Raw genomic sequence first — 13,999 nt, 5'->3', positions numbered from 1 at the left:
CGCCCGGGCAAACAAAAAGCCGGCCCTTTTCAGGGCCGGCTTTTTGTTGCTTTCATTCTGGCTTGCACCGCATTGCCGCGCGCGCAGGCGTGCCGCGGATCAGGATGCCGTCGCCACTTCCGCCCGCACCACCTGGACCGGATCCGGCGAAGCGTAAGCCACCAGCAGCTTGCCCGCTGCCTCCAGCCGCTCCGGCGAACCGAACAGGCGGTTCGACACCACCGCGCTCTGCAAGGCGGCGTAGATCACCTGCGCCAGGGCCAGCGGCGGCACCGGCAGTACCTTGCCGTACTGCTGCTGCGCGCGCTCCAGCATCTTCGCCAGGCGGAGTTCCTGGGTACGGAAGAATTCGCGGATCACCGACTGTGCGTCGTCCGACAGGCTCAGGGCCTCGTTCGCCAGCATGCCCGCCAGGCAGATCTGGTCGCTGCCGCAAGCCGCCGTGCGCAGGGCCTCGAGATAGGCGCGCGCCTGCTCCTGAGGCGACTCCAGCGCATCCACGGCCTTCATGCGCTCCAGCACGCGGGCGCTGTATTCCTTGACCGCCTCCAGCACCAGGTCGTCCTTGGAGGGGAAGTAATAGTGGATGCTCGAGGTCTTGACCCCGACCAGTTCGGCCAGGTCCCGATAGCTGAAGCCGTTCACGCCGCGGCGGCGGATCAGCACCAGCGTGTGCTCGAGCAGTTGTTCACGGACGGTTTGGGTTTTCATGGTGCGATCTTATCTATCTATCGATAGAGTCTCAAGCATATCCTATGTGCATCCGCACATACAGCCCGCACCGCGCTCACGCCGGCAGCACTTGCGCCGCCAGGGTCACCAGCGAGCCGCTGGCCAGGCACAGGAACACCCAGCCGGCCAGGATCAGAACGCTATCCCGCAGTCTCATGATCGCTTCTCCACTCACCTGCTAACGCGGGGCGGCACCGGCCACGGGCCGCCACCACCCCGCCATCCACATCAGGCCAGCGCGCCGTCGGTGTACGGGTCGAACTTGCCGACCTTGGCGCCATCCGTGTACGGGTCGGCCTTGCGGGCCGGCTCCGACGACACGCCGCTGCGGTCCAGGCCTGCCACGATGCGGGCACCGTCGGTGTACGGGTCGAACTTGCCGACCTTGGCACCGTCCGTGTACGGATCGAACTTGCGGGCCGGCTCCGACGACACGCCGCTGCGGTCCAGGCCTGCCACGATGCGGGCACCGTCGGTGTACGGGTCGAACTTGCCGACCTTGGCACCATCCGTGTACGGGTCGAACTTGCGGGCCGGTTCCGACGACACGCCGCTGCGGTCCAGGCCCGCCACGATGCGGGCACCGTCGGTGTACGGGTCGAACTTGCCGACCTTGGCGCCGTCCGTGTACGGATCGGCCTTGCCCGCCTTGGCCCCGTCCGTGTAGACGCTGCGCGCGTCATTGCCGCGGAACACGTAGCCGTAGCGGTCGCCCGAGATGCCGCTGTCCTTCGGGCCCGAGGCGTAGGCCTGGCCGCCCAGCACGGCGGCAGCCAGCACGGCGGCGGTGATCAGGGTCTTGGTGAAGGTCTTGTTGGTGCTCATGATGCTCTCCTTGTCTAGCAAGAATCCACGCGATCGGGATCCGGTTGGTCTGCGGCGCGGCGCTTGGTGCCGGGCCGGTTAGGTATCTACTTGCATCTACTTGTAGATAGAGAACCGGTCCTGAAAAAACGGGGAAATCCCCGATGTCGCGCTGGATCCTCTTTTTCTTTCCTGCCGCCGGTGGCGGAGGGGAAGCAGCGATCCATGAACACATGGTATCTACTGGTAGATAGATAGTCAAGGAATTTTTTGCGCTGCCGCAACAAGAAGCAGGACGCTGCCTCCGCCATCGACCGCTCCACGTGTCGTGCCGGACACGCCTGCTGTCTCATGGGCCCATATGCTGTGCATGTGTCAGCCCGGACGCTCCCCGACCGCCTCGACACTCCCCTCGCGCGCGGGGTGTATTCGCCGCCACGGCGCCCGGGAGAGATGCCGCACCGACGATCCCTCCGTTCCGGGGGCATGTTCAAGCGCCCGCCTCTCTTAGTCTGCGAACCGGATCCACGTCGATACCGCTTCCTGCCACTGCATCGCCAGCGCGATGACATTGTTCCGCCCATTTCCCGCCAGCCGCCTTGCCGGCCCCGCCGCCCCGCATGTCCCGTTCCTCGCACCGAGCGGGTCCACCCTGCTTGCGCGGACCTGCCGCTCCGGCCTAGCCGTGGCCAACAGGAAGGCGTCCCGGCCATGAAGGATGCGCCGAAAGACCACGCGCCGCCGCCCGATGAAACGCTGCTGGGGCGGGAATTGCCCGCAGCGATGCGGCGAGGAGAACTGGCGCTGCGGCTGCGGCCCATCGTCGCCGGACGCAACGGCCGCTGGTGCGCGGCGGAGGTGGAGCCGGTCTGGCAGCACCCGCTGTATGGGGTGCTGCCGCCCCCGTTGCTGGCGCGCGTGGCACGCCACTGCGGCATGCGCGCCGCCCTGGGCGACTGGCTGCTCGACACCGTGCTGGCCGACCTGAAGCGCTGGTGCCACCTGGCCCCGCAACCATTCCGCATCCACCTGCGCGCCTCGCTAGGCGAACTGTCCGTGCCACATGCCCAGAAGCGCGTGCTCGACGCGCTGCGCCAGCACGGCATCGGCGCGGGCCGCCTGGTACTGGCGCTGCCGGAAAGCGTGGTCGCGCAGGCAGCGGAACAGTGCCAGCCCGGATTCGCCAGCCTGCGCGCGCTCGGCGCACGTATCGCGCTGGCCGGCTTCGGCAATGGTTACTCCACGCTGGGACTGCTGCGCGAGATGCCCATCGATGAACTGTGGATCGATCCGCGGCTGGTCGGCACCCTCGCCTTGCCCGAGCCGCGCGGCATGGCGATCGTGTCGGCGGCAATCGAGGTGGCGCGGGCCCTCGACCTCGAGATCGGCGCGCGCGGCGTCGACAGCCGCCCGCAGCGGGTCGCATTGCGCACGCTCGGCTGCGATGCGCTGCAGGGCGACGCCATCGCGCCCCCGCTGGTGCCGGATGCCTTCCTGCGCCGCCTGCTCGGTGAACCTGCGCCGGCATGGCACGAGAGTGGCGATCGCACCGCGCCTGCCGATCCGCCGCGCGAAACCCGCCACACGTACTACGCGCCATGAGCGCCGGCAAAGGCTACGACGGCAGGCACGGCGCCTCACGCGCGGGCATGATCGAGGCCGGCCTCGCGCGCGCCATGCAGCTGGACGAACTGCACCTGATGTTCCAGCCCAAGTTCGGCACGGCCTTGGGCGAGCTGACCGGTGCCGAATGCCTGCTGCGCTGGCGCCACCCGCGCCTGGGCAACATCCCGCCGGACGAGTTCATCCCGGTCGCCGAGGCCGGCGGCCAGATCGCGCCGCTGACCGGCTGGGTCATCCATGCGGCCTGCCGGCAACTGGCCGCATGGCGCCAGGCCGGCTTCTCGCCGCCCCCGCTGGCGGTCAATATCTCGCTCAGCCACCTGAGCGAAGGCGACCTCGCCGGCTGCCTGCACGAAGCCCTGGCGCGGCATGGCCTGGCGGCCGCCAGCCTGATGCTGGAGGTCACCGAGTCCACCCGCATCGGCGCGTCCACGCATATGAAGGGCCTGCTCGGCCATCTGCGCGCGATCGGCGTCGGCGTCGCCATCGACGACTTCGGCACCGGCTACTCCAACCTGCTCCATCTCCATGAGCTGGACGTGGACCAGATAAAGATCGACCGGGTCTTCATCAGCGCGCTGGAGAGCGAGGACACGCGGGCGCATCGCCTGCTGCTGGCGCTGATCCGGCTTGCCAAGCGGCTGCGCATCCAGGTGGTCGCGGAAGGTGTGGAGAACGCGCGCCAGCTGCGCGCGCTGGCGCTGATGGGGTGCGACCAGGTGCAGGGCTACTACCTGTCGCGCCCGCTCAGCGTGGCGGGCTTTACCGAACTGCTGGCGCGGCAGCGCTGGCTTGGCTAGCCGGGCCGTGGATCGGCACGGCCCCCGCCCGGCCTTCCGGGCCGTGACATTGCGCATAGTGGTCGCAACGGCTGCAGGACGGCTCGGGACAGGGATGCAGGTCCAGGCGGGCGCAGACGCGATGGTAGAAGAACTTCTTCCACTTCATATCGGTGGTGTTGGCGGCGAACACCGGCGCGAACCGGGTGCGCAGCAGGTCCGAGACATCATCGCGTCCGCCCAGCCCCATGTCCTCCCACAGATGTCCTCCGCCGAAGCAGCCGGATGCCAGCGCATGGGCGGTCCAGCGCACCGCCACGCCGTCGCGGCCGGGACTGCGCCCGTCCCACAGCATGTCCACCAGGTCGGCGAATTCGCAGGGCAGCGCCGCGGCATCCACGTTCGGCGCATCGGGGGCCCAGCCCGCCGCCGCCGCGCCGGGAAAGTACCGGTCGAGCAAGACGCGGAACTCTTGGCTGGGCAGGCCCAGCCATTGCGCGAACGCGGGCAGGCGCCCGCTTGCGGCGCTCTCCAGCACGCCGGCGAGCGCGCGCGCGACGAGATCGCCCGGATGGGCGGCAAAGGCGTCGAGAATCAGCAGCGAACGGTTCATGGGGTACGGGCGGCAGGAACGGCGGGAGCGGTGCGGCGGGCCGGGCCGCCGCACCGCAAGCACAGATCGAAATATATAGAGGTATATAACGAGGGTCAAAACCCTGTGCAGGGCGCGGACACGCCGATGCCGCATCGACGCAGCCCGGGCCGGCGGAATCTGGCTTAGACTGCGCAGGAACCCCGGCGCCGCAACGCCACGATCGCTCCGGAATCCGCATGCCGAAACCCCAGATCCTTACCTACATCGACGCCGGCGCATCCGACTGGACCGCCTGCCTGATGCGGACCATCGGACAGCAGCTGCATCCCGGCGAATATGAGATGCGCACGGTGATGGCCGCCGATATCCGGCTAGACCCGACCTTGTTCGACCACGCGGTCATGTTCGTGATGCCGGGCGGCGCCGACCTGCCTTACTGCGCGGCGCTCAATGGCGCGCCCAACGCGCGTATCCGGCGTTTCGTCGAAGCCGGCGGCACCTATCTCGGCATCTGCGCGGGGGCCTACTATGCCTGCCGGGAGCTGGCCTTCCATGCGGGCACCCGCGGCGCGATCTGCGGCCCGCGCGAGCTGAGCTTCGTCGACGCGGTCGCGGTGGGTTCGCTGCCGGAACTGACCGGAGGCCTCCTCTACGACGGCACGCCGCGCACCACCGCAGCGGTGACGCTGCGCACCACGGACCACCTGTCGCCGGCACCGCTGGCGCTGTATACGCACTACCACGGCGGCTGCCGTTTCGATTTCGACGCGGCGCCCGGCGCCGGCACGCAGGTGCTGGCGGTCTATGCGGATCTCGGCGGCACGCCCCCCGCCATCGTCAGTGCGCGCGTCGGCAAGGGCCGCGCGATCCTGAGCGGCGTCCACCTGGAAATCTCGGAGCTGGAGTGCCAGGAAGCGCTGCAGGGACACAGCGACAAGGCCAGCCACGCGCACGTCTGCCAGCGGCTGGCGCAGACCGGCGACGCGCGTCTGGCGGTGTTCCGCCAGCTGCTGGCGCACGGCGGGCTCAAGCTGGGCTGAGCACCGCGCGCGCCGCGCGCCCCGCCTCAGAAGCCCAGCACCACATGGCGCACCAGCAGCGCAGACAGCGCGAACATGGTCGCGCCGATCAACGCATCCAGCACCTGCCAGGCCTTCGGCCGGGCGAACCACGGTGCCAGCCGGCGCGCGCCGAAGCCCAGCAGTCCGAACCAGAGCAGGCTGGCCCCGCTCGCGCCCGCCACGAACCAGCCGCGCAGCGCCGCCGGCTGCTGCGCGCCCATGCTGCCGACCAGCAGCACCGTATCGAGATAGACGTGCGGATTGAGCAAGGTGAACGCCGCCGCCTGGGCCAGCACCGCGCCCCGGCCGGCCCCGATGCCGCCCGCCGCGGCCTGCAGCCGGTGGGACTGCAGCGCACGCCGCCAGGCCTGCAAGCCATAGACGGCCAGGAAGACCGCGCCGGCCAGCGCCAGCACGCGCGCCAGGCCGGGACGCTCTCCCAGGGCCTGGGCCATGCCCATCACACCCGCGCAGATGAGCAAGGCATCCGCCAGCGCACAGAACAGCACCACGCTGCCGACATGCTCGCGGCGCAGGCCCTGGCGCAGCACGAAGGCATTCTGCGCGCCGATGGCGACGATCAGCCCGAGGCCGAGGGCAAGGCCCTGCAGCACGACGGACATGGCAAGCGGAGCGGTGGTGGAAAGTGGAAGGCTCATCATGGCGCCAGCTTGCCAGCCTCCATGGATGAAGCCAAACTATCTTTCCTACATCAACATTAGCGGAACTTCATCGATGCTGGATTACTCGGCGCTGGCGGCATTGGTTGCCGTGGTTCGGGAAGGAAGCTTCGAGCGGGCGGCGCGCGCGCTGCATGTGACACCATCGGCCATCTCGCAGCGCATCCGGCAGCTGGAGGAGCGCGTCGGCTGCCCGCTGGTGGTGCGCGAGCAACCCTGCCGGGCCACGGAAACGGGACGGCGGCTGTGCCAGCACGTCGACCGCGTGCGCCTGCTCGAGCAAGAACTGCAGGGGGCACTGCCGGCGCTCGCCCCGCAGGGGCTGGCGCGCGTGACCTTGCCGGTGGCGGTGAACGCCGACAGCCTGGCGACCTGGGCCGCGCCGGCCATCGCCACCTTCGCGGCGGCGCACCCCGTGCTGATGGACGTGACGGTGGACGACCAGGACCACACCACCGAGTGGCTGCGCAGCGGCGCCGTGCTGGCCGCGGTGACGGCCACCGCGCACCCGGCCGCCGGGTGCAACAGCCGCCCGCTGGGCGCCATGCGCTACCTGGCGGCGGCCAGCCCCGCCTTCGTGCGCCACCATTTCGCCAGCGGCGTCGGCGCCGGTACGCTGGCCAGGGCGCCCAGCCTGGTGTTCAACAGCAAAGACGCCTTGCAAGCGCACTGGGCGCGGCGCCTGTGCCACCGGCACGTCGAGCTGCCGCGCCACGCCCTGCCCTCGTCGCAGGCCTTCGTCACCGCAGCGCTGGCCGGCATGGGCTGGGGCCTGCATCCGCTGGGGCTGATCGCCCCCCATCTCGCCGACGGCTCGCTGGTCGAACTGGTGCCGGACACGCCGCTGGACGTGCCGCTGCACTGGCAATACGCACGCGCGGCGTCCGGCCTGCTGGAGCGCTTGAGCGAGGAGGTGCTGGCGGCGGCGCGTGCCGCGCTGCTGCCGGCCTGAGCGGAAATCAGGGCTGGCGGCTGCGCTTACACGGGCGCGTCCCGCACCGGATCCGCCTTCTTGTCGTCGAACCAGCGATACAGCACCGGCACCATCACCAGCGTCAGCAGCGTCGAGGTGATCAGGCCGCCGATCACCACCACCGCCAGCGGGCGCTGGACCTCGGAGCCCGGGCCGTTGGAGAACAAGAAGGGCACCAGGCCCAGCATGGCGATGGTGGCCGTCATCATCACCGGGCGGAAGCGCTGGGTCGCGCCCAGTGCCACGGCCTCGGCCACCGGCACGCCGGCTTCGCGCTGCGAGCGGATGTAGGACACCAGCACCACGCCGTTCAGCACCGCCATGCCCCACAGGGCGATAAAACCCACCGAGGCCGGCACCGACAGGTACTCGCCGGTGACGAACAGGCCGATCACGCCGCCGATCGAGGCGAACGGCAGCACGGTGATGATCAGCGTGGCCAGGCGCAGCGAGTTGAACAGCAGGAACAGCAGGAAGAAGATCGCGGCGATGGTGACCGGCACGATGATCTTCAGGTGGCCCATGGCACGTTCCATGTTCTGGAACTGGCCGCCCCACTCGAGATAGTAGCCGTCCGGCAGCTTGACCTTGGCGGATGCGGCCTGCTGCAGCTCGCCGACAAAGCCGCCCAGGTCGCGTCCGTTGACGTTGATCATCACCACCACGCGGCGCTTGCCCATCTCGCGGCTGATCTGCGCCGGACCGTCGTTGACCTCGATCTTCGCCACGCTCTGCAACGGCACCTGCACGCCGTCGGGCGCCGTCACCAGCAACTGGCGGATCGCCTGCACATTGCCGCGGAAGGCCTCGGGCAGGCGCACCGCCGCGCTGAAGCGGCGCTCGCCCTCGAAGACGTCGGTGGCGCGCTTGCCACCGATGGCGATCTCGATCAGGTCGTGGATATCCGATACGTTCAGCCCGTAGCGCGCAATGGCCTGGCGGTCGATCTCGATCGACAGGTACTGCTGCCCGGTGACACGCTCGATGCGGATATCCTGCGCCCCCGCGATGCCCCCGGCCACGCGCGCGATCTCGCCGGCCAGCTCGCGCAGCTTGCCGAGGTCGTCGCCGAAGACCTTGACCGCCACGTCGGAGCGCACGCCGCTGACCATCTCGTCGACACGGTCGGAGATCGGCTGCGCCATCACGATCTGCGCGCCGGGAATGGCCTTGAGCTTATCGCGGATGGCATTGGCGATATCGTCCTGGGTCCAGCCGTCGGGCCACTCGTCGCGGTCCTTCAGGCTGGCGATCGGCGTCGACTCGTTCTGGCCCTGCGGGTCAGCCGGGCTTTCGCCACGGCCCACGCCGGACACCACCGATTTCACGCCCGGCACCGACAAGGCCAGCTTGTTGGCCTCCCTCTCCAGCTTGATCGACTCCTCCAGCGAAATGTTCGGCACGCGATCCAGCGCCGGCACGATCGAACCCTCCTTCATCTCGGGGATGAAGGAAGTACCCAGCAGCGGCACCACCGCGATGGCGGCGGCGAAGGCGCCCACCGCGCAGATAACAGTCTTGCGGCTGTTGGCCAGCGCCCAGTGCAGCAGGCGCAGGTAGTGGCGCTTGAGGAAGGCGATCACGCGGGTGTCGTGCTCGGCCCCGCCCTTGAGCAGGTAGGACGACAGCACCGGCGACAGCGTCAGCGACAGGATCAGCGAGATCGCCAGCGCGATCGAGATGGTGAAGGCCAGCGGCGCGAACATCTTGCCTTCCATGCCGGACAGCGTCATCAGCGGCAGGAACACCAGGATGATGATGCCGACGCCGACGATCACCGGCGTGGCCACCTCGCCGACCGCCTTGACCAGGATCTCGGTCTTGCTCATGCCGGTCTTGTCGCGATGGCCGAGCCGCTCGAAGGCGTTCTCGACCACCACCACCGAGCCGTCCACCATCAGGCCGATGGCGATCGCCAGCCCCCCCAGCGACATCAGGTTGGCCGACAGCCCCACCTGGTTCATCACCATGAAGGTCAACAGGGGCGTCAGCACCAGCGTCGCCAGCACCACCACCGAGGAGCGCACGTCGCCCAGGAACAGGAACAGCACGATCACCACCAGCACCACCCCTTCGAGCAGCACCTTGGTCACCGTCCACAGCGCGGCGTCCACCAGCTCGCTGCGGTCGTAGTAAGGCACGATCTGCAGCTTGCCCGGCAGCATGCCGCGCGCGTTGATCTCGGCCACGCGCGCCTTGACCCGGCTCACCACCTCCTTGGCGTTGCCCCCGCGCGTCATCATCACGATGCCGCCGACCGCCTCGGTCCGCCCGTCCTTGATCAGCGCGCCCTGGCGCACCTCGTGCCCGATCTTGACCTCGGCCACGTCGCGCACGTAGACCGGCGTGCCGTCGATCTCCTTGAGCACGATGCTGCCGATATCGTCGAGGCCGCGCACCAGGCCCACGCCGCGGATCAGGTACTGCTCCGCGTAGTGCGGCAGCACGCCACCGCCGGAGTTGGCATTGTTGCGCGCCAGCGCCTGGTAGACCTGCTGCACCGAGACCTGGTAGTGGCGCATGCGGTCGGGATTGACCAGCGCCTGGTACTGGCGCACGTAGCCGCCCTGCGAGTTGATCTCGGCGACGCCGGGGATCGAGCGCAGCAGCGGGCGCACCACCCAGTCCTGGGCGATGCGGCGCTCGGCCAGTTCTTCCTGGGTCAGCTCGCGCTCGCCGTCATCGGCATGGTCGAGCGTGTACTGGTAGACCTCGCCGAGGCCGGTCGAGACCGGGCCCAGCACCGGTGCCACGCCTTCCGGCATGCGCCCGCCCACCTCGATCAGCCGCTCCATCACCAGTTGCCGGGCGAAGTAGACGTCGGTCGCATCGGTGAAGACCAGGGTGATCAGCGACAGCCCGGGCTTGTTCAGCGAGCGCATTTCCTGCAGGCCCGGCAGACCGGTCATCGCCATCTCGACCGGCACCGTGACGAAGCGCTCGACCTCTTCGGGCGAGCGGCCGATCGCCTCGGTGGCAATCTGCACCTGCACATTGGTCACGTCGGGGAAAGCGTCCACCGACAGCTTCTTGGCCGCGCCCAGGCCGAACGCGAACAGCACCACGGCGAGCACGCACACCACCAGCCGCTGCTTGATGGCGGCCTGTACTAGGGATCGGATCATGGCGGCTTACCCCTGTTCGAGTCGCTTGCGCTCGTTGTCGAGGTGGAAGGCCCCCTCGACCACGATGCGGTCGCCGGCGCGGATACCGCCCTGCACCACGCGCATGCCATCGCTCTCGGCGCCGAGCTTGACCTTGGTCAGGCGATACTGTCCGCCAGGCTGCTCCACGTAGACCAGTTCATCGCCGCCGTCGCGCACGATGGCCGACTCGGGCACCACCAGCTGGTCCACCGCCTTGCTGGCGATCAGCATGCTGGCCAGCATGGCCGGCTTGAGCCGTCCTTCCTTGTTCTCCAGCTCGGTGCGCACCAGCACCGTGCGCGACTGCGGATTGACCACCCGGCCGACGTAGATCAGCTTGCCGGTGATGCGGTCGTGACCGGCGCCATTGGCCAGCGACGGCACCTCGATGTCCACGCTCTGCCCTTCCGCCACCAGCGCGGCCTGCTGCTCCGGCACTTCGGCCACGACCCACACGCGCGACAGGTCGGCCACCGTATAGAGCGCGTCGGCCGGCTGCACCACCTGGCCCTGGGCCACGTTGCGCTCGACCACGGTGCCGCTGACACTGGAGAACACCGGTGAATAAGAGTCGATGCTGCCGCTGCGGGCCAGCTCGGCGACGGCACCCTGCGACATACCCAGCACGCGCAACTGGTCGCGGTAGGCGCGCATCTCGGCCGAGGCGATCGCATACTCGCTCTCGCGCCGCTGCAGCTCGCCGCGCCCGATCACGTCGGCGGCGTACAGCTGGCGCGCGCGCTCGGCGTTGCGCGCCTGCAGCTCGGTCTGCGCCTCGGCCTTGAGGAAGGCCATCTGCGCGGTGCCCAGCTCGCTGCTGTGCAGGCGCGCCAGCACCTGGCCGGCCCTCACTTCCTGGCCGAGCATGGCATACAGGTCGGTGACGCGGCCGGTCACACTGGCGCCGATGCGCGCCACGCGCTGCTCGTCGAAATCGATGCGGCCGGCCACGCGCAGCATCTCGCTGAAGGCGCTGGTGGCGGCCGGCGCCACCTTCAGCGTCTTCTGCAGTGTCTCTTCGGGCTTGACGATGCCCGGCGGCAGCCTGGCCGGCTCGGCCGCCGGGGCCGCTTGGTCGGAGCAGCCGGTCAGCACGGCGAAGGCCGCGGCGCAAGCCAGCAGCGAAAGGGAAAAGTTCGGGCGCATGGTCATTGGAGTCCGGTGGATGCGGGCGTCGACGGCACCGTCGACAGCAATTTCTCGATCTGGATGGCGGCGAGCTGCAGCTCGTACTGAGCGGCGATCAATTCGCCGCGGGCGCTGCGCAGCACGCGCTGCGCGTCGATGTAGTCGAGGATGCCGCGCTCGCCGAAGCGGTAAGCGGACTCCGCCACGGCCAGCGCGGACTCGGCCTGGCGCACGATGCCGGACTCCAGCGCCGTGACCTGGGCCTGGGCCGCCTCCATCTGGTGATAGGCCGTCTCCAGTTCCTGGCTCAGCTCGAATTCGCGCGCCTCCAGCGTGCTGCGCGCCTGGGCGGCCTGCGCCACGGCCTCGTTGACCGGCCCGCTGCGGCGATCCCACAGCGGAATGGTCAGCACCAGGCCGACCTGGGTGACCGTGTTGTCAGGCTGCCGCTCCGTGCTCGCGCGCAGCGACACTTCGGGCAGGCGCAGCGAGCGCTGGTAGTCGACCGCCAACCGCGCCCGTTCCAGCTCCATACGGCGCTGCGCCAGCTCGGCGCTCTCGCTGCCGAGCTGCTCGCGCAGGCGCGGCAGCGGCGGCAGCGCCACGGCATCGCCCAGCGAGCCGCTGAGTGCGAAATCGGCCGGCATGGCACCGCCCACGTGCTGGCGCAGCGCGGCGCGCGCCTGCTCCACGCGCAGCTGCGCCGCCTGCCTGGTCTTCTGCGCGGTCAGCAGTTCGGTCTCGGCCTTGATCAGCTCATAGCGCGGCGCCTCGCCCACGTCGACACGCAGGCGGGCGCGGGCATGGATCTGCCGCATCATGCTCAGGTCCTCGCGTGCCGCGGCCAGCTCGCTCTCGCGGCGCAGGGTCTCATAGAAGGACTGCTTGACGCGCGCCGACAGGTCCGCGCGCCAGGCCTGGCGGCCGGCCTGGGTGGCATCGAGCTGGCGCCGCGCGATCTCTTCGCGCAGGCTGCGCTGCCGCGGGTAGTCGAACTTCTGCGTGATGGCATAGGTGGGCGCGCTGCCGCTCGCCACACCGGCCGTGCGCCCCGACAGGCGGCCGTACAGCACCTCGACCTGCGGGTTCGGATAGGCGCGGGCACTGGTGACGGCCGCGCTGGCGGCGTCGACGCCGGCCTGGGCGGCGAGCGCCCCCTGGTTGGTCGACTGCGCCAGCGCCAGGAGCCGGGACAGGGAGAAGGTGTCGGCGGGGGAGCGCGCGGCGGCCGGCGGGGCGGCAGCAGCCGCCGCGGAGGGCGCGCTGGCGGCGGCCGTCCCAGCCTGCGCCGGCGGCAAGGCGAACGCGAGCGACGCGGTCAAGACTAGCGTGGTGGTGGTCTTCATGGACAGGCAAACAGGCCGCACGGCCGTGCGCCAGCCACCATCGCCCCAGGGGCGACGGCAAGCCGGCTCCCGCCCTCGCCGACTGGCGAACAGGCGGACGGGCGGACGGGCCTGGCCTCAGGCGGTCAAGCGCTCAGGCCGTGCGGCGGAATCAGTCGAATGGGAATAGCGGGTACGCGCGGCACGCGCAGGTGCCGAGCGCGCGGCGCCAGCGAGGCGCCTCAGGCGGAAAGGCTTCGGGGAGGCTTGAAGCAGGCCGCAGCCAGCGCGTCAGCGCGGCCCGGGCAAGAAGACGGGGGAAAATCGGGCGCCTGTGCCAGGCTGACCTGGGGCAGCACGAACAGCGCACCGGATTCCTCGATTTCGTCGAGGACGTCGAGCGGATCGAGCAGGTCGGCCGCCCAGATATCACAGTAACCGGGCGGCGGCTCGTCGGAGGCCGCCATCTCGGGCTCACCGAAGTCGGGAAAATCCTCGTCGTCGAGCACCAGTTCGAGCATGCTGCCCTGCGCTACGCGCTCGACAGTGCGGTCGATGGCTCGCTCCGCCGTCCGCTCGACGGTCGGCTCAGGCAGCGCCGGCCGGGTCGCGGCATGCGCGCCGCCAGCCGGGCAGGCCCCGCCGGCAGCGTGCGCCGGCACCGTCGTCCCGAAAGACAACAGGCAAAGGCAGGCGACGGCGAACAGCAGGTAGAGGGCGCGCATGGAGGAGAGACGGTGCAGCCGACGTTGCGACGAACTTGGGATGGCGTCTTGCTGCAGGACAACATTGTAACGGAATGCAAGGCATAGACCATCGCTAGCCCTTCTGCGTTCCTTGGAAAGCGACAATGCCTGCCGTTCGCGTCAGCCCCCAGGGAGTCCTGAGCAATCCCGGCAGGCGTCCATGCAGGGTCACGACTGTCATGACATCTCGACGTTCCGGCACGCCGCAAAGACAAAACCCCTCGCAGCGTTTGCTGTCGAGGGGTTTTGCGGGAGGGAGAGCCTGGCGATGACCTACTTTCACACGGGTAGTCCGCACTATCATCGGCGCAAAGTCGTTTCACGGTCCTGTTCGGGATGGGAAGGGGTGGTTCCGACTCGCTATGGTCACCAGGCATTAAGGGTTGCTGCGCCGGGGTTGAGCCGTC

12 protein-coding genes and 1 rRNA gene are annotated in these 13,999 nt (G+C 69.4%); 4 read left to right on the top strand and 9 right to left on the bottom strand.

Translation table 11 applies throughout. The features are described from left to right. Positions 1 to 99: 99 nt before the first annotated feature. Complete coding sequence (locus tag BKK79_RS30580) at positions 100 to 711, bottom strand: TetR/AcrR family transcriptional regulator (RefSeq protein ID WP_071039706.1); 612 nt, start codon at positions 709 to 711, stop codon at positions 100 to 102. A gap of 249 nt (positions 712 to 960) precedes the next feature. Further along, a complete protein-coding gene (locus BKK79_RS30575) occupies positions 961 to 1,557 on the bottom strand; it encodes a copper resistance protein CopQ (RefSeq protein ID WP_071039705.1) in 597 nt (198 codons plus the stop codon). 690 nt (positions 1,558 to 2,247) lie between these two features. Here BKK79_RS30575 and BKK79_RS30570 point away from each other — a divergent pair. Together BKK79_RS30570 and BKK79_RS30565 are read left to right on the top strand one after the other, a co-directional pair. Further along, positions 2,248 to 3,138: an EAL domain-containing protein gene (locus tag BKK79_RS30570; protein WP_071039704.1), complete on the top strand. Its 891-nt coding sequence runs from the start codon at positions 2,248 to 2,250 to the stop codon at positions 3,136 to 3,138. Beyond that, positions 3,135 to 3,959: an EAL domain-containing protein gene (locus BKK79_RS30565; protein WP_071021198.1), complete on the top strand. Its 825-nt coding sequence runs from the start codon at positions 3,135 to 3,137 to the stop codon at positions 3,957 to 3,959. The genes BKK79_RS30570 and BKK79_RS30565 overlap by 4 nt, the downstream gene beginning before the upstream one ends. Here BKK79_RS30565 and BKK79_RS30560 read toward each other — a convergent pair. Next, entirely contained in the window at positions 3,922 to 4,551 is a 630-nt protein-coding gene (locus BKK79_RS30560) for a nitrogen fixation protein NifQ (RefSeq protein WP_083384637.1), read from the bottom strand. The two genes, BKK79_RS30565 and BKK79_RS30560, sit on opposite strands and share 38 nt — an antisense overlap. 218 nt (positions 4,552 to 4,769) lie before the next feature. Here BKK79_RS30560 and BKK79_RS30555 point away from each other — a divergent pair, with 218 nt between their 5' ends. Further along, positions 4,770 to 5,573, top strand: a complete 804-nt coding sequence (locus tag BKK79_RS30555; RefSeq protein WP_071021202.1) for a BPL-N domain-containing protein — start codon at positions 4,770 to 4,772, stop codon at positions 5,571 to 5,573. Positions 5,574 to 5,599: 26 nt separating this feature from the next. Here the strand turns inward: BKK79_RS30555 and BKK79_RS30550 are convergent, their stop codons facing one another. Beyond that, positions 5,600 to 6,256, bottom strand: a complete 657-nt coding sequence (locus tag BKK79_RS30550; protein WP_418235914.1) for a LysE/ArgO family amino acid transporter — start codon at positions 6,254 to 6,256, stop codon at positions 5,600 to 5,602. A 73-nt stretch (positions 6,257 to 6,329) separates the two neighbouring features. On the opposite strand from BKK79_RS30550, the gene BKK79_RS30545 reads away from it, so the two are divergent. Then, entirely contained in the window at positions 6,330 to 7,226 is an 897-nt protein-coding gene (locus BKK79_RS30545; protein ID WP_071021206.1) for a LysR family transcriptional regulator ArgP, read from the top strand. Between the two features lie 26 nt (positions 7,227 to 7,252). Here the strand turns inward: BKK79_RS30545 and BKK79_RS30540 are convergent, their stop codons facing one another. From BKK79_RS30540 to rrf, 5 genes are all read right to left on the bottom strand, one after another. Beyond that, entirely contained in the window at positions 7,253 to 10,372 is a 3,120-nt protein-coding gene (locus BKK79_RS30540) for an efflux RND transporter permease subunit (protein ID WP_071039703.1), read from the bottom strand. A 6-nt stretch (positions 10,373 to 10,378) separates the two neighbouring features. Beyond that, positions 10,379 to 11,539, bottom strand: coding sequence for an efflux RND transporter periplasmic adaptor subunit (locus tag BKK79_RS30535; RefSeq protein ID WP_071021212.1), 1,161 nt, complete (start codon positions 11,537 to 11,539; stop codon positions 10,379 to 10,381). A gap of 2 nt (positions 11,540 to 11,541) precedes the next feature. Next, on the bottom strand, positions 11,542 to 12,867 hold the full coding sequence (locus BKK79_RS30530) for a TolC family protein (protein WP_071039702.1): 1,326 nt from the start codon (positions 12,865 to 12,867) through the stop codon (positions 11,542 to 11,544). A gap of 221 nt (positions 12,868 to 13,088) precedes the next feature. After that, the gene (locus tag BKK79_RS30525) at positions 13,089 to 13,571 is read right to left on the bottom strand and encodes a hypothetical protein (protein ID WP_071039701.1); all 483 of its coding nucleotides are present in this window, start codon (positions 13,569 to 13,571) and stop codon (positions 13,089 to 13,091) included. Positions 13,572 to 13,852: 281 nt separating this feature from the next. Further along, positions 13,853 to 13,966, bottom strand: a 5S ribosomal RNA gene (rrf, locus tag BKK79_RS30520). Positions 13,967 to 13,999: the final 33 nt, after the last annotated feature.

Origin of the sequence: Cupriavidus sp. USMAA2-4 (assembly GCF_001854305.1) — a bacterium.
Taxonomy (GTDB): domain Bacteria; phylum Pseudomonadota; class Gammaproteobacteria; order Burkholderiales; family Burkholderiaceae; genus Cupriavidus; species Cupriavidus malaysiensis.
This window is presented reverse-complemented; position numbering and strand designations above follow the sequence as displayed.